The following is a 24,793-nucleotide window of genomic DNA, read 5'->3' on the forward strand; positions in this document are numbered from 1 at the left end:
AATCATTTTTAAGAAAGAATTTTTAAAAATTTTCCCTTTTTCCCCTGTCTCACTAAGTATTCCTTTCCCCTTTGAATCGCGAGTTTCTCATCCGTGATCTTGTCCTCTGCGAGATAAAGTCCACCGGCTTTGATCAGTCGCCTCGCTTCCGAGACGGAAGGAACAAAGGACAATTTGCTCAAAACCCAAACGAGCAATGGCTCGGAAGATTCTGCGAAAAATTCTTCTCCGAGTTTTACTTCAGGGATATCGTCAGGAACGGCGCGGGACTTCGGATTGTGAATTTTTTTCCATTCTTCGATAGCTTCCTCGTTCTCGGCAGAGGAGGAAAATTGATCCATGATCAACTTCGCAAGTTCCGTTTTCACTTCTTTCGGGTGCAATTCTTTTCGTTCGATTCCATTCTTACGATTTTGAATTTCCGGAAGCGGGAGATCGGTGAGAAGTTCGAAATAATTCCACATCAGATCGTCACTGATGGACATGAGTTTTCCGAACATTTCGATCGGAGACTCGGTGATTCCGACATAATTTCCGAGGGACTTGGACATCTTCTTGGTTCCATCCAATCCGACTAACAGAGGAAGTGTGATGACACATTGAGCTTCCTTTCCGTATTCTCTCTGTAAGTCTCTTCCCACGAGAAGATTGAATTTCTGATCGGTCCCTCCGAGTTCTACGTCACATTCCATCGCGACGGAATCATATCCCTGCACTAATGGATACAGAAATTCTATCATTGAAATCGATTGTCCGGCTTTGTATCGTTTGCTGAAATCGTCTCTTTCCAACATTCTTGCGACGTTGTATTTCGAACTGAGGACAAGAACGTCCTCAAAGTTCATCTTGCTACACCAGGTTGAATTGTAAACGATCTTGGTTTTCTGCGGATCCAGGACCTTGAAGACTTGGCTCTGATAGGTTTTAGAGTTTTCTAAAACTTCCTCTTTGGAGAGTCTTTTTCTCGTTTCCGATTTTCCAGTCGGATCTCCGATCATCGCAGTAAAATCTCCGAGTAAAAAGGAAACTTCATGACCTAAGTCCTGAAAGTGTTTGAGTTTTTTGAGTTGAACAAAATGTCCTAGATGGAGATCGGGAGCGGTTGGATCAAAGCCTGCCTTGATTTTCAGCGTCCCTTTTTTTGTAAGTTTGGACTTGAGTTCTTCTTCGCTGATGAGATCTACACAGCCCCGGCGGATAATTTCGATTTGTTTTTGAATGTCCATGAAAGAAAAAATGGTTACGAATGTGAAACTTAATGCAAATTTGCAGGGGGAAAGAAACCTGTAAAGCAGGAAGAATTGTGAAAATGGAAAAACAAGGCAGAGCCGAACAAATTTCAAAATTACAAAAAGAATCATATGATATTCTCTTTATCGGAGGAGGATCCACCGGCGCCGGCGCCGCGTTTGACGCGGCCAAAAGAGGGTATAAAACCGCACTCATTGAAAAGAGAGATTTTGCTTCGGGGACGTCCTCTCGTTCCACAAAACTCATTCACGGAGGGGTTCGTTATCTGGCGCAGTTTCATTTTAAACTGATCCACGAAGCTCTCACCGAAAGACAGAGACTTTTAGAAAACGCTCCGCATCTCGTTAAACCCCTTAAATTCGTTCTTCCCGCGTATCGATTTTATGAAAGACCCTATTACGGAATCGGACTGACTCTTTATGATATTCTTGCTTCAAGAGGAAAACTTCCTTCTCACAAGACGATTTCCAAATCCGAAGCGATCTCCGAATTCTCCGCGATTAAAAAAGACGGACTCTTTGGTGGAATCACCTACTATGACGCTCAATTCAACGATTCCAGATTGAACCTTCTCCTTGCGAGGGCCGCAGAAAAAGAAGGAGCTACCGTAGCCAACCGAGTAGAGCTCGTTTCGTTTATCAAGGAGAATGGAAAACTCAGAGGTGCAAATCTAAAAGACCTCGAGACCGGAAAAATATTTCCAGTCTTCGCAAAGGTAATTGCAAACACAACCGGTGTTTGGGTCGATCACGTTCGAAAACTCGATGATCCAAGAACGTTTAACGTTTTGTCACCCAGCCAAGGAATTCACCTCGTTTTTTCGAAGGAGAAAATTCCGTGCGAGTCCGCGATGATCATTCCAAAAACGAAAGATGGAAGGGTTGTATTTATCATCCCTTGGGAAGATCACGTGATTCTTGGAACCACAGATACGCCGATCGAAAACCCGGGAGACGAACCGCTTCCAATCGGAAACGAGGTTCAATTCTTATTGGATACCGGAAACGATTATTTGGAAACGAAGGTGACTCAAAAAGATATTCTTTCCGTCTTTGTCGGTATTCGTCCGCTGATCTCGCCCGAAGGAAACCAGGATACGAAGAATATTTCCAGAGAAGAAGTGATTCTCGTTTCCAATTCCGGTCTCGTGACGATGGGCGGAGGAAAATGGTCCACCTATAGAAAGATGGCTGAAGAATTAGTCGATAGACTCATTCAAGTTGGAAACATAGAAACGAAAGAAGAATGTTCCACAAAGACATACCCTTTTCCTGGATCCAAGGGTTATTCCGAAACTCTTCACGAGGAATTGGAGAAAACGTACAAAGTCGATAGGAAATTCGCAAAACGTCTTCAGAATTATTATGGAACCGAGGTCTTCGAGGTTTTAGGAAAAAAACCGAAACTGATCGGAAAAGGGATTCCTTTCTTCGAAGAAGAAGTCGTCTTCGCGGTGAAAGAAGAATTTGCGTTAGGCGTAACCGATATACTTGCGAGAAGATTTAGAATTCTTTTCTTAGATCTGGATCTGGCTCAAAAGATGATCGGACCCGTCGCGACGATTCTTTCAAAACAACTCAAATGGAAGGAAAAGACAAAGAAAAGGGAGGAAGAAGAAGCATTGGAATTGATAGGGAATTTGAAGAAGTCCTATAAGTAAACCCCATCTACCCTTCGGAAATTTACGTTTGAAAAAACGATATAAGAAATTGCGATTCTTTTGTTTGAATTTTAGTTTTCTTCGATAGATTTCCGAAAAAATCGCTGATTACTTTGTCGGGAAAACAGGTCCTCCGTGAAATTGGCGCGCCCCACCCTGATCTTGGGTGGAGGGGTGAGGTGGCGGGAAAAATTCTGGAGATTTCCATCTATCAGAAAAATCCGTCTTATGCAACAAAATTCTTTTTCTTCGGCTTGTAGGAGCTCCTACAGAATCAGCCGTCGATATAATCCTTGAGTTTTTTCGAGCGGGATGGGTGCCGGAGTCTTCGAAGCGCCTTCGCTTCGATCTGACGAATTCTTTCTCTCGTTACCTTGAATTGATAACCAACCTCTTCCAAGGTTTGTGGATAACCGTCGTCCAAACCGAAGCGCATCCGAATGACCTTTTGTTCCCTTGCAGGAAGTGTATGCAAAACCTGACGAATCTGTTCCGCGAGAATGCTGGATGCCGCCGCGTTCACCGGCGTTTCCACTTCCGTGTCCGGAATAAAATCCCCGAGTTCCGAATCTTCTTCCGAACCGACCGGAATTTCCAGAGAAATCGGCTCTCTTGCTACGTTCTTAACCATCTTCACTTTCTGAACGGGCCAGCCTAGCCTTTCCGCAATCTCCTCGTTGCTCGGATCCCTTCCGAACTCTTGAACGAACAATCTTGTTTCGCGGATCACTTTATTGACTTGTTCGATCATATGAACTGGCACACGGATCGTTCTTGCTTGATCCGAGATCGCTCTCGTGATCGCTTGACGTATCCACCAAGTGGCGTATGTGGAGAATTTATAACCTTTCTTGTATTCGAACTTATCGACCGCTTTGATGAGACCGATGTTTCCTTCTTGGATTAAATCAAAGAAGTGCATCCCGCGATTCGCATAACGTTTCGCGATGGAAACGACGAGTCTCAAGTTCGCTTTAACGAGTTCTTTTTTGGCTTGAGAAATTTCTCTCTCACCTTTGATGATCTTCTCGCCCCAGTCTTTGATTTCTTGAACGGTAGAACCAGCTTCCTGTTCCATACGACGGAGTTTTCTTTCGTTGTTCCGAATGTCTTTGATGACCTCTCGGACTTCGTCGATATTCACTCCCATCTTGACTTCGATGTCGTCTAACTTCTCGTTCTTCTCGATAAAACGGTTGAAAGCTTTGATGTCCCGAACGTCTTGTCCATACTGTGCTTTGATTTTTAAGAAATGACGATCGATCTCCTTGATTCTAAAAACCATGGATTTGATCTTCTGGGAGATTTTCTGAATTTCCTTTTGAGAAACTCCGAGTTCCCGGATCGCGTTGTGAATGACGTCCGTAGAAGCATCGATCTTCTCTTTGAATTCTTTGAACTTTTTGGAAGTCTCAGAGTATTTTCGGATCTTAGAAACGGCTTCTTGTAAAACTTTCTCTTGTTCTTGGATCACGAGAATGTTCTTAAAAAATAATTCTTCTAACTTGTGGGCTTCTTCCGCATTGAGAGCATACATCTTATCCACGCGGATGAGATCGTAGACTTTGATTTTTTTACTTCGAATTTTAGGAAGGAGTTTGATATAGTTCGCTCTGAGAATGGAGGAACTCAAGATCGTCTCTTCGATAATCTTTTCCCCTTTCTCAATTCTTTTTGCGAGGAAAACTTCGGTTTCACCGGAAATCAAACTCACCTTTCCGATTTCTCTCAAATAGAGTTTGATCGGATCTTCGGACCCGCTCGCTGAAGCCGAAGATTCTTTTTTCTTTCGTGCGGGCTTGGAATCGTCCTTGGGAACGAGTGTGGAAGCTGGTTCCAGAGTGTTTCTGGTATATTCTTCCACGATTTCAATTCCCATCTCATGTAAGAGGGTAAAGAAATCGTCGATCTTTTCTGAGTTCAGAATTTTGTCGGGAAGAATCTCGTTGATATCGTCATACGAAACTTCTCCGTTTGCCTTTCCAAGAGATATAATCTTCTGAACCTCAGGCATGCTTTGCAGATTTTCCATCATTTCAAATTCCCTCTAATTTGTGGTAGCTGATTGACTCCGGATATGCTCCAGAATCTTTTCTTTTTCTTTACGATAAAAACTGAGTTCCGTAAAGATCTCGGGCGTAAAAAAACGTTCTCTCTTTTGATCGAGTTCCCGAATTCGTTCCTCGATCCGAAACTTCTTCTGCTGTAAGAGCAGAATTCTAAATACTTTTTGTAATTCTCCCGGTTCAATCTTTTCAGAATCTTCTTCTAAAAGATAAGGAGCCAAGGCTTGTTTTAAATCCTCGGGAATATCCGATGCTAAGATCTCAACAGGAGAAATTTCGCCTTCTCCGGTATAAATCGTATAAAGGTAATCCCAAAGAAAGGAACTCGCCGTATCCATAAATTCCATCGAGGAAATCTCTTCCGAATAAGAGAACAACCCCGTGTGTTTTACAAGCATGGAGATAATTTTTCTTTCGCAATCCAGAGCCGGACCCGTGAGGATCTGCGCTTCCTTTACGTTAGAACTAGTATCGGCATTCGAGGGTCCATTCTTAGCATTCGGTCCGCCTTTAAAATCTCGAAGTACCGCATCCATGCTGATTCCGAGCTTATTCGCTCCAAGCCCGAGAAAGAACTGCTTGTCGGTTTCTCGATTTAGAGTCTGGATAAAAGAATACAGATTTTGAAGCGCCCTTCTCTTTTTCTCAGGAAGAGCCCGAGAATCGGCGCGATCGAGTAATTCTTCGACAACAAACTCGGAACCTTGAATTCTCTGGGAAAGTAATTCGTTCAGTTCCTGTCTGTTTAAGGATTTGGCCAAATCGAACGGATCTTTTCCTTCCGGAAGCAAGACGATGGAACATTCCATTCCTTCTTTTAGACAGATTTCCGCGGCATGAAGTGCGCCCTTTCTCCCCGCAAGATCACCGTCTAAAACCAAAACGACTCTTTCGGCGAACTTCTTCAAAGTGCGAATATGATTTTCCGTAATCGCGGTTCCCATTGAAGCGATCACGTTTTCAAAGTCTCTTCTTGTAAGACCGATCACGTCAAGATACCCTTCCACGAGCATCGCCTCTCCGGTCTTTCTTACCCCTTCTCTCGCACGAAAGAAATTGTAAAAGGTTCTACTCTTATCAAAAACGACCGACGCCTGACTGTTGATGTATTTGGCTTCTTTTCCAGGACCCAGAATTCTTCCAGAAAATCCGATCACCCTTCCAGAAAGATCTAAAACCGGAAACATAATCCGATCCCGAAAGAAATCGTAAGGACGACCGTTTCCTGCTTCTTTTTCTCGAAGAAGTCCTAACTGAATCGCACCTGCAATCTCGTCTTTCGTTTTCAGAACTTCTCTCGCCAGGGTATCAAACCCTTCCGGAGCGAAACCCAATCCGAAGAGGCGGATTTCTGATTCTTCAATTTCTCTGGACTTCAGATAATCCAGAGCGTTCTTACCTACGGGAGTATGCAAAAGATGTTGATAATATTCGGAGACCTTTTGATTGATTTTATAGAGAAAATCGGAGACTTCCGAGAGTTTAGAATTTTTCTCTTCCAGAGGAATTCCGGAATACTCGGAAAGAATTTCGAGACCTCTCGAAAAATCAACCCTCTCGTAATCCATGACAAAACGAATGAGATCGCCGGAAGCCTTACAGCCAAAACAATAATAGAACTGCTTTTCAGCGGAGACGTTAAACGACGGTGATTTTTCTTGATGGAACGGACAAAGTCCTATGAAATTCTTCCCTCTTTTTTTAAGAGGAACAAAGCGAGATATATAGGATTCGATGGGGACTTCCCGGTGAATTCGATCGATGAAATCCTTTTTGTTAGACAAAGGGAGCCCACTCAGGAAAGCCTGGATTTAACAATTGCCGAAACTTTGGTACCGTCTATGCTCTTTCCTTTGAATGCGGCCATGACACGACCCATTACCTTTCCCATATCCTTTGCGGTCGGTTGTAGTTCTGCAAAGATTTGGTCGATTGTTGCTATGATTTCTGATTCAGGCAGTTCGAGAGGAAGGTATTCCTTCAATACGGTGGCTTCGCCTTCTTCCTGTGCCAAAAGATCCTTTCTCCCTGCCTTTTCATACATACCGATCGCATCCAAACGTTTGGCGTAAGCCTTCTTGATGACGGTAATCACTTGTTCGTCGGAAAGCTCTTTCGCTCCGGTCTTCGTAAGTTCATACTGTATATCGGATTTCAAAAGACGGAGCGTAGAAAGATGAGGTTCCTTCTTCGCTTTCATCGCCTCTTTCAGATCGTCATTGATTTTTATCTGCAGGGACATAGGTTTTATGATTCTTTAAAGAGAGGAATCTTGTGGATTCCGGTTTTAACAAAGCCTTTCTTAGGCTTTGTCTTTTTTAGAGAAAAGGCGTTTTTTCTTCTCGGCTTTTCTTTTTGCGGATTCGATCGCTTTTTTCTTTTTGATACTCGGTTTTTCGAAGTATTCTCTGCGTTTGATTTCGCTCATGATTCCAGCGTTCGCGCAGTCGCGTTTGAAACGTTTCAAAGCCGATTCGATCGACTCTCCGTCTTTAACAATGATTCCTACCATTCGATTTTTTGATTCCTTCGTTTTAATAGATGTCCCGAAAACGAAACATTCGGTGACAAAATTGCATGCAAAAAGGACCACCAATTTCCGAAGGAAATGGATAGACCAGATTTACATTACCGGAAAAAGGGGGTATTATGTCAAGGGTTTTCCGACAAAATCTCAGAAAGCACTTTTCTTTTTTCTGGAATTCTTAAGCGGCAAAAAATTCGGCTCTTTGAATTTCGGAGATTTCGATCTGAGCCACAATTCCCGTTTTCCCGTTTTTAATGACGACGTCGCCGTTCAATCTTCTGTTTTTGTCTAATTCTATCACGGTTCCGTTTTTTAGATGGAGGATGATATCGATTCCTCTGTAGTCAATGTATCGCGCCAATGTATTCTTGAACTTTTCTGCTTGATCCATACGTTCCTCCGAAGCTTTGAAGCCTCGTGAAAAGTTACGGTACAATACGTTATTCCCTGAAGAACTTTTTAAAAAAGACAAACTTTGTACATCGGAATCAGAAACATACGCTTAACAGGCGTCATGTACTTTTTGAGGAAACTAAAAGATTCTTCCAGATTGGTTCCAACGTTTCGATCGGAGAATTGAGTTCCATAAAATGAATCTCGTAGTCGATGATCAAATGATTCACCTGAAAGACGACCTCGTCAAAGCGGGCCTGGACGATCTCGATTTTACAATCCGGAGAAAGGGTAAGAATGGATCGTGGATTGAGGACATACAATTTGTCATAAGGTCGGAGATGGGCTTGGATGATCGATTTGAGTTCTTTCATGATTTCACCCGATCTCTGCTCTCCTAAGAGCTTGAAATAAGAATAGAGATCCTGAAAGCGGAAATGAGTGATCACAATCTCGTTACTTAGGGAATTTCGAATGTCCCTCAGAATCTGATCCGAAAATTCTTCGAATAGGTCTTCCGAAATTTTATACTTTGGACTGATCGGTTTGAGTGTAGATTCCACGAGACTTTCCTCTTCTTTCAATATCGGATTGGATTCTTCCGAAATTGCATGATTCTTCCCTAATTTTTCAAAGAAGAATTCAGTGCCCATTTCAAAACTGGGAAAAAATTGTAGAAGCTCCTACTAAACCTTTCCTTTCACCCTCTTCTATCCTCTTTGGAGATAAACTTTTGAACAACGCCTCCAGATTTTTACGAAAAATCGGTCGGACCTACGACAATTCTTCCGTAAAAGTCGCGGGCCCCACCCTGATTTTGGGTGGAGGGGTGAGGTGGCGGGAAACTTTCAGAAACGTTCCTGTATCACAAAATTCTTATTTTGTAAATCAAAAATCTCTTTGGAGGAACTCCTACGATGCCCATTCCTTTGGCTGTAGTTTATGGGCGGTCGGGAAGAGGAGTTCTAAAACGAGGAGTTCCCACAGATTCAGGCTTTGGAACGAAATTCTCAACTCATTTTCAGAGGAGCTTTTCGCTTGAATTCGCAGGCACTCGTAAAACTCTGTTGGAATCATTTTCCTAGAGGAATTTATGTCTGTTCATCCTACACAAACATTGAGTCTTTCCCAGTATCTAATCGAGGAACAACTCAAGTTACCCCAAGCCACCGGGGATTTCACGGCTCTGATGAGCCATTTAGTTTATGCGGCGAAGATCGTATCCAGAGAGGTTCGTAAAGCCGGACTTTTAGAAAATATTCTCGGTTCTACGGATGTGGTAAACGTTCAGGGTGAAACCCAAATGAAACTCGACGAATACGCGGATAAGGTGTTTAATCATACGCTAACGCGTTGCGGCCATCTTTGTATTCTTGGAAGCGAAGAACACGAAGAGACCGTTCCCGTTCCCAACGGCTACAAGATCGGAAAATACACGATCGCGATCGATCCTCTCGACGGATCTTCCAATATCGACGCGAACGTTTCTATCGGAACGATCTTCTCCGTTCATTTAAGAAAAAGTCCGGGCGGTACTCCAGGTACGTTAGGCGATCTTCTTCAGCAAGGTTCCAAACAGAGAGCGGCCGGCTACGTTCTCTACGGCTCCTCAACGATGCTCGTTCTCTGTACAGGAAAAGGAGTTTCCGGTTTTACTTTGGATCCTTCCTGTGGAGAATTCATTCTTTCTCATCCGGATATGCAAATGCCCGAGACCGGGGGAATCTATTCTATCAATGAAGGGAACTATAACTACTGGTCCGATGAAGTTAAGAATTATATCCGAGATATCAAATCGATCGAAGGCGGAAAAAAACCTCAATCGGGACGCTATATCGGTTCCTTAGTCGCCGACTTTCACAGAAACCTTTTGAAAGGTGGAATCTTTCTTTATCCAAACGATACGAAATCCACTAAATATCCGAACGGAAAATTGAGACTTCTCTACGAAGCGGCACCGATGGCGTTCATCGCTGAACAAGCGGGCGGAGTTGCAGTTACCGTTTATGGAGAAAGAATTCTGGATCTCACTCCGGAAGAATTACACCAACGAACAACCTTGGTAGTGGGAAGCAAAAAGGAAGTGGAACACTTCTTGAAATTTGCACCGAAGAAACCGTAAAAAACCGAACGTCTTCGGTTTTTCCTTTCGAACCGAGGACGTTCCCACCCTTCTTATTTTACGTTTTGAGTCCGGGATACAATGTCGCCTTACGTAAACCGATCTGTGTTCCACTCTTTCTCGCGAAAAAATTAACTTTATTCTTGGATTGTTTTTGCAAGAGGAATATTCAAATAAAAGCAAGTATTTTCTCCGGGAATACTTTTGAATGAAAGTGTTCCTCCGTGTTCCTCGGCGATTCCCAAACTTACGGATAAGCCGAGCCCGGTTCCCTTGTCCGTAGACTTCGTAGTAAAAAAAGTCTTAAAGATATAATTTTGAATTTCTATCGGAACTCCCATTCCAAAATCTTCAACTTCAAACTGAGCGAACATTCTTCCCTGTAATTCTTGTAAGAACACAGAAATCCGGATTCTTTTTCTATCGTCATAGTCCGGAAATCTTTCGTTCAGGCTGTCCACGGAATTGTTGATGAGGTTGAGAAGGATTTGAAGAATCTGGCCCAACCTACAATAAATAATGTTTCCCGGTTCGATATTCTCCCAGCGAACTTCTATCTTATTCATCTTGAATATTTGCTGTGAAATGGATTGAATCTTCGCGATCACCTCGGATACGTCCACGGGGTAAAAATTCCCTTTTTCTTCTCGGGAAAATCGAAGGAGATCCTTCATGATAGTGGAAATCCGGGCGCTCTCATCCCGGATTTTTGCCGCGAGCGCTTTTATTTTTTTTTCATCTAGCTCCTCTTTGGCGATCAACGCGGCATATTCGGATATCGCAAGGAGTGGATTGTTGATTTCATGTGCAAGTGTGCCAGCCATAAGTCCCATCGCTTCCAATTTTTGACTTTGCCTGAGTTGTTCTTCCAATTTGTATTTCTCTTTTTCCGCTTTTCTTCGAAGTTCATGATCTTCCAATTCATGAAGCGCTCTTTGTACGGCAGGCAATAATTTTTCGATTTTGTCTTTTAGAACATAATCCGTCGCTCCCATTGTTAAGGTTTGAATCGCGGCCTCCTCACCGTAAGTGCCGGAAACGAAAATAAACGGAGTTTCCGGACACATATTCTTTGCGGCCATGAGCGCGGAGAAGCCGTCGTATTTCGGTAGACTAAAATCCGATAGAATCAGATCGGGTTTGTCCTTTAGAATCGCGTGCGAAAATCCCTCGGAATCGCTGACGTGAATCGATTCAAAATCGATTTTTGCCTTCCTAAGTTGTCTCTGAATCAACTCCAAATCCAAAAGAGAATCTTCTAAAAAGAGAAATCTCCATTTCATATCTATGACGTCCTCGTACTCGAGATTTGAAATTTGCTACCTGGTCTACTATATTTTAATATCATTTTATTTGAAACTAGTTTGCTACGATTTTAGGAAGTGTAAAAGAAAATATAGAACCGTTCCCAAGGGTTCCTTCTGCGAAGACCATTCCTCCGTGACGTTGTATTATCCGGGCCACAATCGCAAGACCAACGCCCGTTCCCTCGAACTCTTCCTGCAAATGCAATCTTTGAAATACTTTAAAAAGTCGGTTGGCATATTTTTTGTCGAAACCGACCCCGTTGTCTTTTACAAAAAAAGTGTTCCATTCTCCCTCTTCCCTGCATCCTATATAAACCTCCGGATTTTTGCTCTTAGAAGAGTATTTGATCGCGTTTGAGATCAAATTTACCCAAACCTGTTTTAGTGCCGCTCCGTCACCCCAAGCGTCCATAAGAGAATCGACATGAATAGAACAATGATTTTGTTCCGGTCTTTCCTGTGTAAGATTCGATATAACCTCTCTGACAAGTGAGTTCATATCGACAGCCCTTGTATTGAGTTCGGTGTGACTAACTTTGTGGAAATCAAGAAGGTCTTGAATCAGACTGTTCATAAGGACCACACTTTTTCGAATGATATCAAGAACTCGAAGTGCTTCCGGTTCCAATTTTTTTTCGAAATCTTCGAGGAGTATATTTAAAAAACCTTCAATATTTCGAATCGGTGCACGAAGATCATGGGAAACGGAATAGCTAAACGCCTGCATATCCGCATTCGTGGTTTCGAGAGTTTCGATCGTTTTCTTTAATCGAATAAAATTTCGGACACGAATCAGAAGTTCTTCGGGTGCAAAGGGTTTGATCAGGTAATCCTGCGCTCCTTCTCCCAGAAGTTGGATCCTCGCGTCCATGTCCGCTTTGGCGCTTAAGAATATAATGGAAATCGAATTCAATTCTTCATATTCTCGAATCGCTCTTACCATCTTGTCTCCGCTCATGATAGGCATCATGATATCGGTTACGATGACATCCGGTTTCTCTTGAAGCGCTTTTTCCAAACCTTCCTTACCGTTCGTCGCGAGGAGGATTTGAAATTCCGGCGTGAGGGATTCGGAAATATAACGCCTCATCTCGGGATTGTCTTCTACGACCAAAACTCTTCGTTTGTTTGCAATAAGGCTGCGCTCTTCCTTATTCTCGCCGTTCAATTTTTTGAAATCGGATAACGCACTCAACAATGCGGGTGTGAGATCCTCGTTTTCCGCACTCTTTTTGATTTCAGAGTCCGGTTTCTCCAAGATTGGAAGTCGAACCTCAAACAAGGCTCCACCCAATGAGGAAACAGACACGACGACCGTCCCAGAATGAAGATGAACAAATTCCTTTACGATCGCGAGACCTAATCCGGTTCCCCCAAAGGTTCGCGAATCCCCTTCTTCACCCTGTCTAAATTTTTCAAAAATCACTTCACGCATCGATTCGGGAATTCCGGGACCGCTATCCTCCACACGAATGGAAACATACGAATTTTCCTTTTCCAACTCACAACGGATCGTACCGGAATCGGGCACAAATTTAAAGGCGTTCGAAATTAAATTCAGAACGATTCGTTCTACTTTGGATACGTCGACCGCAATGACACAGTGATCCGGAAGAATCGTTAAGAATTTTAGGCTCCTTTCCTTCGCGACCGAATCGAAATGTGCGGTGATGTTCGAAATCGTTTTCGAAAGATCTACCTTAGAATAATGGAGTGCCATTCTTCCAGCTTCTAATTTAGAAATATCTAATAGGTCATTTACTTGTTTGAGTAATGTATAAGCATTTCTCTCGATCGTTTCCAATAAATTTCTTTGAGGAGGAGAAATGTTCTCTTGTTTGAGCAAAGAGCGAGTCGGTCCAAGAATCAATGTGAGAGGTGTCCTGAGTTCGTGGCTAACATTGGCAAAAAAATGGGTCTTGAGTTCGTCAAATTCCAGGAGCTTTTGATAGACTTCTTTTAATTCTTCTTCCCTTCGAGTTAGATCCTCGTTTACCAAGGTTAGCTTTTTATTGGAATTTTGAATTTCTTGTGCCCTTTGGTAGATTTCTGTTTCCATCGAAGCAGTTAGACTTCTCAATTCCTCGGTGATCTTGTCTTGTTCGCTCCCCAGATTCTTCAACCGAACAAATTCCGTAACGTCTTCCGCCTTATGGACGATGTAGATGATTTCCCCATCGGAATTAAAAACCGGAAAATTGGCAGGGCTCCAATATTTTTCTTCAAAGCCGCCACCTTTGGATTGGGGACGTTTGACGTCGTATTTTTGAACCGCCATCGTATTACTTTCTTTGTCTTGAAGGACGGAAAGAATCGATTCTCTTAGATTTCTAGCGCCCGTTGCATGAGGATCAGAGGGATTGTCCGGAAAAACTTCGAAGAGATTTTTTCCAAGGATTTCTTCCCTTTTGGTATTCGTTGCCTGCAAATACATATCGCTGACCGCAGTGATCCGAAAATCGGGGAGTAAAATGAGGTAAAGTCCTGGTAAGGACTCAAATAATAGACGAAAGTCGTTGTTGTCTAAGTCGATCTCATTCATTCTAAATCTTCAAATTTCATTGGAGAAGAATCAGGAAAAATTTCTCTGTTTCGCTGTTTCTCAAGCGAGCTTGCGTTGCAAGAAATTGAAACTATCAAATTATAAACTGACTTTCAATACTTTTTCGTACAGCATGTTCAATTGGATGGATTTTTATCAACTTTACCACACTTATGACGCATTCTAACTTTTCAATTTCCTAGAAAATAGCCTGCTCACGAAAAAACGATCCTGTATCAGGACTTTCCGTTCGGTTTGAATCATGACAAAAATCATGGCTTCCTTTCCGATTCTTACCAAAAATACGATTTCTTTCTTTAAAATTCGGTTCAAGATGGAAGGATCAAATCTCTAAAAGGAAGATATTTATATGAATACAAATGAAGGAAATCTAGATCGAATCGCAAGAGTTGTCGCAGGTCTTGCACTCATCGTTTTTGGATTCATGATACAGGGTGGACTGGGAATCGGTATTTCCGTTTTCGGATTGATTCCGGTTGTCACCGGAGCGATCGGTTGGTGCCCTCTCTATACTCTTTTGGGTATCAATACCTGCGGGGTAAAAAAATAAAAGGGAGATAGATGAGCATCTTCAAAGACACAAAACACTGGTGGCTCCACATTCTCGTTGGTTTGATTTGGATTGCCACCGGCGCTTTTACCGTTTTTTTCCCAAGGCAAAGTTATCTGGGACTCGCCCTTTTATTCTCCGTGATTCTCGCGGTGACCGGCGTCGCTCAGATTGTTTTCGCGTTCTACAACCGAAAGAGTCCCGGTATTCTGGGTTGGAATCTTGTATTAGGAATCGTTGATTTAGTTGTTGGAACGATCTTGGTTTTACATCCGGAGATTACGGTAGTCACTCTTCCTTTTATCTTCGGTTTTTTATTAATCTTTCGCGCTTCTTCACTGATTTCCTTTTCCATGGAGATCCGAGTGTACAAATCCTATCCTTGGGTTTGGACCTTGGCTCTTGGAATCGCCACATTGCTCTTCGCAATTGGAATTCTTTTCTTTCCTGTTATAGGAATTTTTACGATTCTAATCTGGACGGGAACGGGTTTTCTCATTTCCGGAATCGGGAACGTTTATCTCGGATGGAAGGAATGGGAAGAAGAAAGGCAGAACAAGGAATCGTAACTTTCAATCGGAATTCTTAGAATCGATTTTCCTTCGTCCTAAGGATTCCTTTAGACTTAAAAAATCGGAAAGAACAAAAATGATCGTGATAAAAGATAAAATCGCCTCGAAAATCACGATCATCTCCGTTTCCGCACTTTCCGGGATCATTTTGATGATTCCGATATTCGTAAAGATCATCAGACTGAAGTAAAAAAATTTAAACGCAAGCACGAATACCGTGGCTCCATTCGGAAGACCTGAAAACGATGTCGGATCCACTCGATAAATACAAAAATAATCCAGACCGAAGGATACGATTATGATACTGATATTCACCGCAATATATATTAGAAATTCATAATATCTTAAATCCAGGGCTGAGAATTCAGAAATCTTACGGAAACCTTTTACAAAAAAGTAAACGGATTTGCTTCCCGCCAAGAATACGATCAAATACTTGATGTCCACCCCGGAGAATTCGATTTCATCCAGATACACGATCCAAAGTCCGAAAACAATGATTACTGCGTATTCAATAAGTGTTTTTAAAATATTTCTGAGAATAAACTTATCGACTTGCATGGGATACTGTTTGAATTTTTAGATATTTACCTTTTTGTAAAAGCGACGTTTTGCCATTTCTGCGACACTGATATAAAGAAGAATGATTCCGAACAAAAGTCCCATGAATTCTAGAGGTAAGGGAACCAGTCCGAAAACCTCGGCGATCGGAGTATAAGGAATCGCTAAAGTGATCCCAATTACGCTTAGGGTTGCGAACAAAAGAGGTTTGCTCGGTCTACTTTTATAGAATGGATTTCTGGTTCGAATCACGAGTACGATCAGAGACGCCGAAACGACGGATTCGATAAACCATCCGGTTCGAAATTGCTCGTGACTTACCTGCAAAACCCACTGCAAAATTCCGAACGTCATGTAATCGAAAAACGAACTCACGAGGCCAAAAACGATCATAAACTTTCGAATCGCGACGATGTCCCAACGCTTCGGACTGGATACCATCTCTAGATCAACTCTGTCAGTCGCGATCGTCATCTCCGGAAAATCCGTCAAAAAATTAGTTAGTAAGATTTGTTTGGGCAAGAGCGGTAAAAAAGGAAGAAAAAGAGAAACCCCGGCCATACTAAACATATTTCCAAAGTTTGCGCTCGTCGCCATAAAAACGTATTTTAACGTATTGGCAAACGTAACCCTTCCCTCTTGTACTCCATCCACCAAAACTTCCAAATCTTTTTCAAGAAGAACGATATCGGCGGCATTCTTTGCGACATCGACCGCAGTTTCGACCGAAATCCCGACGTCGGCCGAATGAAGAGCAGAAACGTCGTTGATCCCGTCCCCGATATATCCGACAACGTTTCCCGCTTTTTTGAGAGCGATGATGATTCTTTCCTTACTGTTCGGTTCAATCTCTGCGAACACGTCAATATTTCCCACGAGTTGCGTCAAAGCTTCATCGCTAATCGCGCTCAACTCCGGTCCACAAAGAGTTCGATGATTTTTTAAACCGATTTGAGAACAAAGACTCGCCGCGACAAAACGATTGTCTCCGGTAATCACCTTAAGTGAAACACCGAGTCTGTTCAATTCTGCGATCGTCTGACTTACATTCGGCTTAGGCGGATCGTAGAAAGAAAGAAGCCCTAAGAAAGTCATATTCATTTCTTCTAATTTATTGATCCTCGAGGTTTCGCCCAAATCCTTCACAGCCAATCCGAGAATACGGTACCCTTTGGCACTCAACTCTTCGTATTTTGCGAGGATTTGTTCCCGAACGGAATCGATAGGAGCTTTTGTATTGGAATCGGTTTGTACAAAACCGCAAAGAGAAAGTATGTTCGTCAGAGCACCCTTTGTGATCATTTTGTGTTCATCTTTATGAGAGACCACGATGCTCAGACATTTTCGAACAAAATCATACGGGATTTCGTCTTCCTTTTTATATTCTGAAATTTCAAACTGAAGATCGTTTCGAATCGACTCGTCGATTGCGTTGACAAAACCGGTTTCAAAGGAAGCGTTTATAAAGGCGTATAACGCAACGGTTTCATTTTTGTTTCCGAAAATGTCCATCGCGGATTCCATCTTTACGGTCCCTTCCGTAAGTGTTCCCGTTTTATCCGAACAGATGATATTCATATTTCCGAAATTTTCGATCGCGGTCAGTCGTTTTACAATGACCTTTTTCTCCGCCATTCTTTTCGCACCGTGAGAAAGATTGATGCTGATGATAGCCGGAAGAAGTTGGGGAGTAAGACCCACCGCCAAGGCAAGGGAGAAAAGAAAGGAATCCAAAACGGAACGACCAAGCAATACGTTGATCACAAAAATGGCGATCACCAAAAGGAGAGTAATGTGAAGAAGAAAAAAACCGAACTTACGGACTCCTGTTTCGAATTCGTTCTCAGGAGGACGAAGTTTCAATCGTTCCGAGATTTTTCCGAACTCCGTATCCTTTCCCGTCCTTACGACGATCGCCTTCGCTTCCCCGCTGATAACGTGCGTTCCCATCCAAAGCGAATTGGTTCTTTTAGAAAGACCGGAATCTTTCGGAACAGTATCGATATTTTTTTCGGCGGGATACGTTTCTCCGGTAAGCGTTGCTTCGTTTACAAAGAGGTCTTTAGACTCAAGAAGAAGACAATCGGCAGGAATTACGTCACCCGCAGTGAGTCGCAAAATGTCTCCCGGAACGACGTCCTCTAAAGAAACATCCTTCAAGGAATGGTCCCTGTAAACGGAAACCTTCACCTGAACCATTGCGATCAATTTTGCGACAGCGTTTTTTGCGCCGAGTTCCTGCCAAAAACCGAGAACACCGCTGATCAAAACGATTCCCAGGATGATCATCGCATCCGTAGAATCCCGCACGATGATAGAAAGCCCAGCCGCAAAGAATAAGAGAAGGATGATCGGACTTTTGAATTGGGAGAAAAAAAAACCGATCGAACCGGATTCTTTTTTTTTGGTCAGTCGATTGGCGCCGAACTTGAAAATTCTCTCCTTCGCTTCCGATTCGGACAAACCAAGAGCATTCGTTTCCAAATGATCCAAACAGTCTTTAGGTGATAAATTCCAAAAATTGAAGAAAGGGTTCTGCGTATCTTCTTTGTTTTGTTGCATTTTTATTTTTCTCGAATTCTAAGCGCGATCGTATTTCCAAAAGAATCGATCTAAGACTTTTTGAAAGGATTACGATTGAAAAGCTAAAAATCGATTTCTTAAATAAGAATCGAACGTTTCGAACGATTTACTTCCGCGAAAGAGTTCGCTTGCAGAAAGGATGGTAAAATGATTCAAGGGGAAAAAAGAAATTGCGGATGGGAAAGAATCGTCTCCTCCCAGATTCGATTTTTCGTTTCATCCCATTCTTCTCGAAAACGAGCGTGACTCCTTTCTCTTCTGCCAAGCCAGTCCGCTCCGAGAAGCTGTGTGGATTCTTCCACGTTCTCTGGTCTCTTTGTAAAAGCGATGGTTGTTTCCGATTTGGGTCCGCTCCCTTTTCCCTTCCCCACCCAAAAACCCGCAAAGAGCAACGAAGAGCGAACGGCGGTCGAAGCGGAATAGGTGACAAACATCGTATTTTTAGAATGATCTTGGAAAAATAGGAAGAGTCGTTTTAGAAATTCCGGTTGCCACAACTTAGAATCCGTTTTGAAAGAGAAAGGATCGTAAAAGACAAGGTCGGGAATTTTTTGACTCAAAAACGTATTTTCAAAATTTCCGATTACCAAATCCCAACCCAACGTCCCGGAAGGAGAAGTCCAATTTCCTTTTTCAAGAATCGAACGAGGTGCGGTATGAAAGAGATGTGGAAAACAACCGATGTTTCGCATCGCGAGACGGAATGGATCCAAATCACATTCAAAACTGATCATATTCATCGGAACGGGAGAATCGATCTCCTCGTAACAACGGATCGCCGCCATAGAATTCGTAGCCGCACCCAAACCGACATCCCAAATCACAAACGGGTTTGTAGATTCCTGTTTCACGGAGTCGGTACGACCGGAAAGTTTTTCCGAAAGTTTTGTCTGAACGACATAGAGGGACTTCGCTTCTTCGGAAGGATTGTTGACCGAATGCATGGTTTCACCGGAACTTCTCAGGCGAACGCTCCAATACTTTCCTTCCTTATTTTCCCGAATCTCGTAATCGCCGAGAATCCGTTTTCTCTGCGCTTTCGGCGTCCTCTTTTTGTTCAGCGAAGGGTCCACGTTATCGCTTCGAGTCAGTTCCTCTTTTTTGCGAGCGTAATAGGATGCAAAACTTCCTTCGAAGATGCGAGCTCGCATTTCCGCCATTAGGCGGTGGTAAAAATTCAGATTGTGCTGAGCGATCAGATGCCAACCCAAAATTTCGCTCGTTTTGATCAGATGATGAAGATAAGAACGGGAATAATTTTGACAACAGGGACAATCACAATTCTCATCCAACTTTGAATCCGCAAACTTATAGATCGTTCTGTGAATCTGAAGTTTTCCCGCGCTCGTGTACGCGACGCCGTGTTGTGCGAGCTCCGTCGGAATCGTACAATCGAACATATCCACTCCGCGATGAACCGCCTCCAAAAGATCGATAGGAGTTCCTACTCCCATCAGATAACGCGGCAGATTTTTCGGAAGTAAAGATGCGGACAGTTCACAAAAGTCGTTTCTTTCTTCCTTTGTTTCTCCTACCGCCAAGCCGCCGATCGCAAATCCGTCAAAGGGCATTTGGGTAAGGACCTTCGCGCTTTCTTTCCGAAGATCCGAAAAGCACGCGCCTTGAACGATCCCGAATAACGATTGAGGAGAATCCCCTCTTGCGTCCAGACTCCTTTTGGCCCAACGATGTGTAATCTCCATCGCATCCTTTGCTTTCGCATAATCGGCCGTAGACGGAATGCACTGATCCAAGACCATCATGATATCCGAGCCGATCGCTTTCTGCATGTCGATGCTCAGTTCGGGCGAAAGAAGAATCATCTTTCCATCCACGTAACTCCGAAAAAGAGCGCCTTCCTCGGTCATCTTTCGAGAATTTGGCAGACTGAAGATTTGAAATCCACCGGAATCGGTGAGAACGGGGAAATCCCAGTTCATAAACTTATGAATTCCTCCGATCTTGCGAAAGACTTCCGCGCCGGGTCTTAACAAGAGATGATACGTATTCGCCAAGAGAACTCGAGATCCCATCGCTTTGAGCGAATCTACGGTCTGCGCTCTGACAGTCGCTTGCGTTCCCACCGGCATAAAAATCGGAGTTTGAACCTGCCCGTGTAACGTAGTAAAGGTCGTCGCACGGGCGCTTGTTTGAGGAGCCTCTGCTTCGAGGACAAAATTCAGACGGGACATTTTGACTTCATAAAATTGGAATCAGCACTCGAACGACCTTCTTGTAAAAAGAATCATCGGTCGAAAGGTCGCCGCTTTATTTCCTGCGAATCACTTCTTTTTTTAATTCTTCTTTCACTGCGTCTCGATTGCTTCCGACTTTGTTTTTGAGTTCCAGTGTATAATGAATTTGGAATTTAGTAACGACCGGTTTTTCTTCTGAATGTTCCATCGACCAACGAGTTACGTCGTTTTGAACGATTTTCGCAAGGTCGTTGATTCTAGGAACCCTCGTATTAAAACGAATCGTTTCAAACGCCCCGGTGTTTCCGTTTAATACGACGATGATGATTCCGTCGTCGATGAAGTTGATCTTATTGTAACGAACCAATTCTTCGCTGATGAGCGCGTCTCCGCCCTTGTCCACTTTTCTTTTGATGAATTTCGAACCCCGAAGTTGTCGGAGTTGATATCCGTCGCTCGAAATATGAACTCGAAAGTATTCCAAAGGATCTTTGGACGGTTTTAAGAATGAGGGATGATCTCCAGTGTTGAGACTGACTTCCTTCCCTTCTTCGTCGAGAACGACTTCGTTTTCTCCCGCGGGATTCGGAACCGGTTCGGTTTTTACCGTTTCACCCTCGGGTGTTTTCGTGTTTCCTGTGGAACATGAAAGGATTCCAATTCCGCCGCAAATGATCCCGACGATCAATAGAATTTTTGTGAATCTTAACTTTGACTTCATACCTGACATCGATATCCATTCTCCGAAACTAATTACTTTTCGTAAATCCTTGATTTCCATTTCTCTCTTCCGTTGTTCTTTCTAATCTGTTATATTATAATAAATGAATAAAGATCGTAGCAAGTCCCAAAAAACAAAAAAAGCCGAACACGTCCGTAAACGTCGTCACAAAAATCGAAGACGCGATCGCCGGGTCGATTCCCACAACTCGAAGGAGCAACGGAATGGAAGTGCCGATGACCGCCGCGATCAACAGATTTGCCTGCAACGCCATAAACATCACCGCGGACAAAGCAAAGTTTCCGGTGAAAAGATAGACGATCACACCAGCTGTGATTCCCACCATACAGCCGTTAAAAAGTCCGACCAGACCTTCTTTTCGAATCGCCGACTTCCAGTTTTCCGTAGTCAGATCTCCCGTCGCTAGATTTCGAACGATCAGAGTGATCGACTGGGTTCCCGCATTTCCGCCCATTCCGGCTACGATCGGCATAAGAGAAGCGAGTAATACGTATTTTTCGATCGTATCTCCAAAGAAGGAAACGACGGATGCGGCCAAGGAGGCGGTTCCGAGATTGATCATAAGCCAGACCATTCTTCGCCTAACGGAAGTCATAACGGAAGAAGTCAGTTTTTCCTCTTCCGAAACCCCTCCCAAACGAAGAATGTCTTCGGAAGCCTCTTCGTGGACGATGTCCAAGATATCGTCCACAGTAATTCTTCCCAAAATTCTTCCGAGATCGTCGACGACCGCGGCGGAAACCAAATCGTATTTTCTAAATATTTTTGCGACTTCTTCCTGATCCGTATCGTAGTGTATGGAAGTAAAACCCGTTTTCATCAAACGGCTCACCTTCGTGTTCAAAGGCGCTAAAAAAAGATTCTTTAATTTGACGTAACCTTTGAGAACGTTATTCTCATCGGTGAGATAGAGATGATAGATATCGTCGGTGTCCCTTGCGATCTTTCTGAGTTTGATGATCGCCTTTCGAACCGTATCCGTTTCCACCGCGGAAGCGAAGACGGTGTTCATCAGACGTCCGGCAGTATATTCCCGAAACGTAAGTTGTTTTCGAACCTGGGAAGAATCTTCCTGATCGATGGAGTTGAGAATTTCTTCGGCTTTGTCCTTGGGGAACTCGGAGATCAAACTGGAGAGTTCATCGGTTTCCAAATTTTCGAGAATCGGAGAGATCTCTTTCATCTGAAAACGGGAGATGAGATCCGCTTGAAATTCTTCGTCGAATTCAACGAGGATCGAACTCTGGAGTTCGGAATCACAACGTTTGAAAACGTAGAAGGCTTCGTCTTCCTCGAGTTTCTCCAAAACTTCCGCGATATCCGCAGGGTGATTGTGAGCGAGAAAACGATCTAAAAAAGCGATGTCTGCGGCTTTGATTCTTTCTTGAAAAAATTCGATCCACTCCAAAGAAGAAGGATTCGCTTTTTCCGAGAATAGACTCTGACCGGCTCCTTTTTCTTCCATAAATTCTCCCCAAGAAATGGTTTCAGAGAACAGAATTGAAAACTTTCCAGACCGATCAATGAATTTACAAGCAAACGCCAAAAAAGGAGTTTTTCATTTGACCCGTTCGCAAAGTGTTCCATCGTAGAAACACAGGGTGCTATTACCGATGAAATCGTTTTTAACTGATTCTTTCCTTCTATTCTTCGCTCTTCTACTCGCAATCAACCCGCTTTTTGCCGACGCCTTTTATTATCCCTGGGAATACAACAAGGTTTACAACGAGAAGATCGCTCTGGAAATCGAATTGGATTCCCTAAGAACCAGATACAGAAACGAAACCGAAAATTTTAAAAAGGAAAGATTGGAGATAGAATCCAAACTTCGATCCTTAGAAGATCTTTTGGCGAGAGAGAAAGAATTCAGATCTAAGGACAACGATCTCAGCGAAGAGAAAATCAAAGCGCTTGAAAATCAGATCGCGGTTTTAAAGGCGAAAAGTACGAATAAAGAAAAAGAGCTCATCGAAGAAAACGAAAGACAGGCGAAAAAATTTCGAGAGCTCTTGGAAAATCTAAAGGAAGAACTCGAAAAAGAAAGAGCCGCTTGTCAGAAAAAGACCGAAGCCTTACAAAAGGAATACGAGAAAAAGATCGGAGATCTTGAAGCCAGAATCCTTTCCTTAAACGATGAAATCTCGAAACTCAAAAATCTTTCCGAAAATCAAAAGAAAGAATTGGATCGACTTTCCGAACAAGCCAACGAACTGGAAACCAAACTGACCGATGAAATTAAAAAGGGTCAAATCCGTCTCAAACGATTCCACAATCGACTCGTAATCAATATCGACGATAAAATCTCCTTTGACTCAGGTTCGGCTGATCTCAAAAAAGCGATTCTTCCGGCTTTGGATAAAATCAAAGACATTCTTGTGAATTATCCTGGAAACCTCATCATCATCGAAGGGCATACGGACAATATTCCGATCCGAACCAAGAAGTTCGCGGACAACTGGCAGTTGTCCGGAGAAAGAGCCCTTTCCGTTCTCCATTACTTTTTAGAGAACAAAAACATAGACGCAAGGAACATGTCTCTTGCAGGGTATGGAGAATTCCAACCGATCGTGTCGAACGATACTCCTGAAAACCGTGCTCTCAACCGAAGAGTTGATATCGTAGTTGTTCCTCGTTGATGGATGATTTTTTTCAACTCCATCACGTAGAAAGAAGCCAGGAGAAGGGCCTTAAACGTTCCATTCTTTTGGCGATTCTTGTTTCACTTACGATCTTCGTCGTTGAAGTCGTAGGAGGAATTCAGAGCGGAAGTATCGCGCTTCTTGCGGATGCAGGACATATCATCACGGACGCGATCGCACTTTCCCTTTCCTTGATTGCAGTCTTGCTCGCTTCCCGCAAACCGAATCCGAAGTATTCTTTCGGTTATTATAGAATCGAGATTCTAACCTCACTCGTGAATGCAGTTCTCATTTTTGGAATATCGTTTTACATTTTTTACGAAGCCATCGAACGATTTCAGAATCAAAAGGAAATCCTGAGCTTTGAAATGTTGATCTTTAGTTCGAGCGGAATCGTTTTGAACTTGATCAGCGCCTGGATTTTATTTCGGTTTAGCAACGAGAACATCAATATCAAATCGGCTTATATTCACGTTTTAAGCGATCTCCTAGCGACCGCGGGAGTGTTGATCGGTGCGATTTTGATTTACTTCACTCGTTGGAATTGGATCGATCCCCTGATTAGCATTTTGATTTCCGTTTTGATTCTGCGTTCCGCTTGGGGAATCTTTCGAGAAAGCCTTTCGGTTCTTTTGGAATCCTCTCCCCCTACATTCGATATTCCTCATATTCTCGAACACCTTCGCAATATCGTCGGGATTCGAAGAATTTTGGATTATCATTTCTGGGCGATCACAAGAGGAGTCCACGCCTGTACACTTCGTCTTTCCGTTACGGACCTAAAATCTTCGGATGAAATCGTATTTCAAACCCAGCGGATTTTAAGATCGGAATTTGGAATCGATTTTGTGACGGTTCAGTGTGAAGAATCGGAACTAACCAAAAGAATCGGTGCATTAGAGATTCATGATTCTCACGGACCCCAGAAGGGTCATCACGGACATCATCACCATCATTGAGCTTTTAAATTTGCGAAAGAATCTCGAAGTTTTTTCAAAATTCGAGCCGGAATTGTGAAACTTCGCAGATAGTCCTAGAACTAAAAAAAAGCCCGTTCTTTGG

General features: G+C 43.0%; 20 protein-coding genes. 6 read left to right on the forward strand and 14 right to left on the reverse strand.

Annotated elements, in window-relative coordinates; all coding sequences use genetic code 11:
• Positions 1 to 8 precede the first annotated feature (8 nt).
• The gene (gene tyrS, locus DLM75_RS08655; RefSeq protein WP_118968132.1) at positions 9 to 1,226 is read right to left on the reverse strand and encodes a tyrosine--tRNA ligase; all 1,218 of its coding nucleotides are present in this window, start codon (positions 1,224 to 1,226) and stop codon (positions 9 to 11) included.
• Positions 1,227 to 1,258: 32 nt separating this feature from the next.
• On the opposite strand from tyrS, the gene DLM75_RS08660 reads away from it, so the two are divergent.
• Entirely contained in the window at positions 1,259 to 2,911 is a 1,653-nt protein-coding gene (locus DLM75_RS08660) for a glycerol-3-phosphate dehydrogenase/oxidase (protein ID WP_118968133.1), read from the forward strand.
• Positions 2,912 to 3,185: 274 nt separating this feature from the next.
• Here DLM75_RS08660 and rpoD read toward each other — a convergent pair whose 3' ends face one another.
• From rpoD to DLM75_RS08690, 6 genes are all read right to left on the reverse strand, one after another.
• Positions 3,186 to 4,943: an RNA polymerase sigma factor RpoD gene (gene rpoD / locus DLM75_RS08665; RefSeq protein WP_069609227.1), complete on the reverse strand. Its 1,758-nt coding sequence runs from the start codon at positions 4,941 to 4,943 to the stop codon at positions 3,186 to 3,188.
• A 15-nt stretch (positions 4,944 to 4,958) separates the two neighbouring features.
• Complete coding sequence (gene dnaG / locus DLM75_RS08670) at positions 4,959 to 6,761, reverse strand: DNA primase (protein WP_118968134.1); 1,803 nt, start codon at positions 6,759 to 6,761, stop codon at positions 4,959 to 4,961.
• A gap of 11 nt (positions 6,762 to 6,772) precedes the next feature.
• Positions 6,773 to 7,219, reverse strand: coding sequence for a GatB/YqeY domain-containing protein (locus tag DLM75_RS08675; protein ID WP_118968135.1), 447 nt, complete (start codon positions 7,217 to 7,219; stop codon positions 6,773 to 6,775).
• A gap of 60 nt (positions 7,220 to 7,279) precedes the next feature.
• A complete protein-coding gene (gene rpsU / locus DLM75_RS08680; protein ID WP_000232823.1) occupies positions 7,280 to 7,489 on the reverse strand; it encodes a 30S ribosomal protein S21 in 210 nt (69 codons plus the stop codon).
• A 193-nt stretch (positions 7,490 to 7,682) separates the two neighbouring features.
• Positions 7,683 to 7,895, reverse strand: a complete 213-nt coding sequence (locus DLM75_RS08685) for a hypothetical protein (protein ID WP_100783721.1) — start codon at positions 7,893 to 7,895, stop codon at positions 7,683 to 7,685.
• 121 nt (positions 7,896 to 8,016) lie between these two features.
• On the reverse strand, positions 8,017 to 8,460 hold the full coding sequence (locus DLM75_RS08690; protein WP_118968565.1) for a hypothetical protein: 444 nt from the start codon (positions 8,458 to 8,460) through the stop codon (positions 8,017 to 8,019).
• A gap of 530 nt (positions 8,461 to 8,990) precedes the next feature.
• Between DLM75_RS08690 and fbp the strand changes: the two genes are divergently transcribed.
• On the forward strand, positions 8,991 to 10,019 hold the full coding sequence (gene fbp / locus DLM75_RS08700; RefSeq protein ID WP_118968137.1) for a class 1 fructose-bisphosphatase: 1,029 nt from the start codon (positions 8,991 to 8,993) through the stop codon (positions 10,017 to 10,019).
• Positions 10,020 to 10,156: 137 nt separating this feature from the next.
• Here the strand turns inward: fbp and lvrB are convergent, their stop codons facing one another.
• Both lvrB and lvrA read right to left on the reverse strand, forming a co-directional pair.
• A complete protein-coding gene (gene lvrB / locus DLM75_RS08705; protein WP_118968138.1) occupies positions 10,157 to 11,302 on the reverse strand; it encodes a hybrid histidine kinase/response regulator LvrB in 1,146 nt (381 codons plus the stop codon).
• A gap of 76 nt (positions 11,303 to 11,378) precedes the next feature.
• Positions 11,379 to 13,868, reverse strand: coding sequence for a hybrid histidine kinase/response regulator LvrA (gene lvrA / locus DLM75_RS08710; protein WP_118968139.1), 2,490 nt, complete (start codon positions 13,866 to 13,868; stop codon positions 11,379 to 11,381).
• A gap of 370 nt (positions 13,869 to 14,238) precedes the next feature.
• On the opposite strand from lvrA, the gene DLM75_RS08720 reads away from it, so the two are divergent.
• Together DLM75_RS08720 and DLM75_RS08725 are read left to right on the forward strand one after the other, a co-directional pair.
• Positions 14,239 to 14,439 carry a YgaP family membrane protein gene (locus DLM75_RS08720; RefSeq protein ID WP_118968141.1) on the forward strand — a complete coding sequence of 67 codons (201 nt, stop codon included), beginning with the start codon at positions 14,239 to 14,241 and terminating at the stop codon, positions 14,437 to 14,439.
• An 11-nt stretch (positions 14,440 to 14,450) separates the two neighbouring features.
• Positions 14,451 to 15,008 (forward strand): HdeD family acid-resistance protein, encoded by a 558-nt coding sequence (locus DLM75_RS08725; protein ID WP_118968142.1) that lies wholly within the window; start codon positions 14,451 to 14,453, stop codon positions 15,006 to 15,008.
• 3 nt (positions 15,009 to 15,011) lie between these two features.
• Here DLM75_RS08725 and DLM75_RS08730 read toward each other — a convergent pair whose 3' ends face one another.
• The 5 genes from DLM75_RS08730 to mgtE all read right to left on the reverse strand — a co-directional run bounded on the left by DLM75_RS08730 (position 15,012) and on the right by mgtE (position 22,557).
• The gene (locus DLM75_RS08730; protein ID WP_118968143.1) at positions 15,012 to 15,572 is read right to left on the reverse strand and encodes an ion transporter; all 561 of its coding nucleotides are present in this window, start codon (positions 15,570 to 15,572) and stop codon (positions 15,012 to 15,014) included.
• A gap of 18 nt (positions 15,573 to 15,590) precedes the next feature.
• Positions 15,591 to 18,134 carry a magnesium-translocating P-type ATPase gene (gene mgtA, locus DLM75_RS08735; RefSeq protein WP_118968144.1) on the reverse strand — a complete coding sequence of 848 codons (2,544 nt, stop codon included), beginning with the start codon at positions 18,132 to 18,134 and terminating at the stop codon, positions 15,591 to 15,593.
• A gap of 173 nt (positions 18,135 to 18,307) precedes the next feature.
• Positions 18,308 to 20,347, reverse strand: a complete 2,040-nt coding sequence (gene tgt / locus DLM75_RS08740) for a tRNA guanosine(34) transglycosylase Tgt (RefSeq protein WP_118968145.1) — start codon at positions 20,345 to 20,347, stop codon at positions 18,308 to 18,310.
• A gap of 76 nt (positions 20,348 to 20,423) precedes the next feature.
• Positions 20,424 to 21,080: an LA_2219 family laminin/E-cadherin/plasminogen-binding protein gene (locus DLM75_RS08745; RefSeq protein WP_118968566.1), complete on the reverse strand. Its 657-nt coding sequence runs from the start codon at positions 21,078 to 21,080 to the stop codon at positions 20,424 to 20,426.
• Positions 21,081 to 21,165: 85 nt separating this feature from the next.
• A complete protein-coding gene (gene mgtE, locus DLM75_RS08750) occupies positions 21,166 to 22,557 on the reverse strand; it encodes a magnesium transporter (protein ID WP_118968567.1) in 1,392 nt (463 codons plus the stop codon).
• A gap of 148 nt (positions 22,558 to 22,705) precedes the next feature.
• On the opposite strand from mgtE, the gene DLM75_RS08755 reads away from it, so the two are divergent.
• Together DLM75_RS08755 and DLM75_RS08760 are read left to right on the forward strand one after the other, a co-directional pair.
• Entirely contained in the window at positions 22,706 to 23,728 is a 1,023-nt protein-coding gene (locus DLM75_RS08755; RefSeq protein ID WP_118968146.1) for an OmpA/MotB family protein, read from the forward strand.
• A complete protein-coding gene (locus DLM75_RS08760) occupies positions 23,728 to 24,690 on the forward strand; it encodes a cation diffusion facilitator family transporter (protein WP_118968147.1) in 963 nt (320 codons plus the stop codon). The genes DLM75_RS08755 and DLM75_RS08760 overlap by 1 nt, the downstream gene beginning before the upstream one ends.
• Positions 24,691 to 24,793: the final 103 nt, after the last annotated feature.

It is taken from the genome of Leptospira stimsonii (assembly GCF_003545885.1).
Taxonomy (GTDB): domain Bacteria; phylum Spirochaetota; class Leptospiria; order Leptospirales; family Leptospiraceae; genus Leptospira; species Leptospira stimsonii.

What these genes read in the sequence shown, in the direction of transcription:
- tyrS (WP_118968132.1), bottom strand. Translation starts at nt 1,226, where the DNA reads ATGGACATTCAAAAACAAATCGAAATTATCCGCCGGGGCTGTGTAGAT.
- DLM75_RS08660 (WP_118968133.1), top strand. Translation starts at nt 1,259, where the DNA reads ATGCAAATTTGCAGGGGGAAAGAAACCTGTAAAGCAGGAAGAATTGTG.
- rpoD (WP_069609227.1), bottom strand. Translation starts at nt 4,943, where the DNA reads ATGGAAAATCTGCAAAGCATGCCTGAGGTTCAGAAGATTATATCTCTT.
- DLM75_RS08675 (WP_118968135.1), bottom strand. Translation starts at nt 7,219, where the DNA reads ATGTCCCTGCAGATAAAAATCAATGACGATCTGAAAGAGGCGATGAAA.
- rpsU (WP_000232823.1), bottom strand. Translation starts at nt 7,489, where the DNA reads ATGGTAGGAATCATTGTTAAAGACGGAGAGTCGATCGAATCGGCTTTG.
- DLM75_RS08685 (WP_100783721.1), bottom strand. Translation starts at nt 7,895, where the DNA reads ATGGATCAAGCAGAAAAGTTCAAGAATACATTGGCGCGATACATTGAC.
- fbp (WP_118968137.1), top strand. Translation starts at nt 8,991, where the DNA reads ATGTCTGTTCATCCTACACAAACATTGAGTCTTTCCCAGTATCTAATC.
- lvrB (WP_118968138.1), bottom strand. Translation starts at nt 11,302, where the DNA reads ATGAAATGGAGATTTCTCTTTTTAGAAGATTCTCTTTTGGATTTGGAG.
- lvrA (WP_118968139.1), bottom strand. Translation starts at nt 13,868, where the DNA reads ATGAATGAGATCGACTTAGACAACAACGACTTTCGTCTATTATTTGAG.
- DLM75_RS08720 (WP_118968141.1), top strand. Translation starts at nt 14,239, where the DNA reads ATGAATACAAATGAAGGAAATCTAGATCGAATCGCAAGAGTTGTCGCA.
- DLM75_RS08725 (WP_118968142.1), top strand. Translation starts at nt 14,451, where the DNA reads ATGAGCATCTTCAAAGACACAAAACACTGGTGGCTCCACATTCTCGTT.
- DLM75_RS08730 (WP_118968143.1), bottom strand. Translation starts at nt 15,572, where the DNA reads ATGCAAGTCGATAAGTTTATTCTCAGAAATATTTTAAAAACACTTATT.
- mgtA (WP_118968144.1), bottom strand. Translation starts at nt 18,134, where the DNA reads ATGCAACAAAACAAAGAAGATACGCAGAACCCTTTCTTCAATTTTTGG.
- tgt (WP_118968145.1), bottom strand. Translation starts at nt 20,347, where the DNA reads ATGTCCCGTCTGAATTTTGTCCTCGAAGCAGAGGCTCCTCAAACAAGC.
- DLM75_RS08745 (WP_118968566.1), bottom strand. Translation starts at nt 21,080, where the DNA reads ATGTCAGGTATGAAGTCAAAGTTAAGATTCACAAAAATTCTATTGATC.
- mgtE (WP_118968567.1), bottom strand. Translation starts at nt 22,557, where the DNA reads ATGGAAGAAAAAGGAGCCGGTCAGAGTCTATTCTCGGAAAAAGCGAAT.
- DLM75_RS08755 (WP_118968146.1), top strand. Translation starts at nt 22,706, where the DNA reads ATGAAATCGTTTTTAACTGATTCTTTCCTTCTATTCTTCGCTCTTCTA.
- DLM75_RS08760 (WP_118968147.1), top strand. Translation starts at nt 23,728, where the DNA reads ATGGATGATTTTTTTCAACTCCATCACGTAGAAAGAAGCCAGGAGAAG.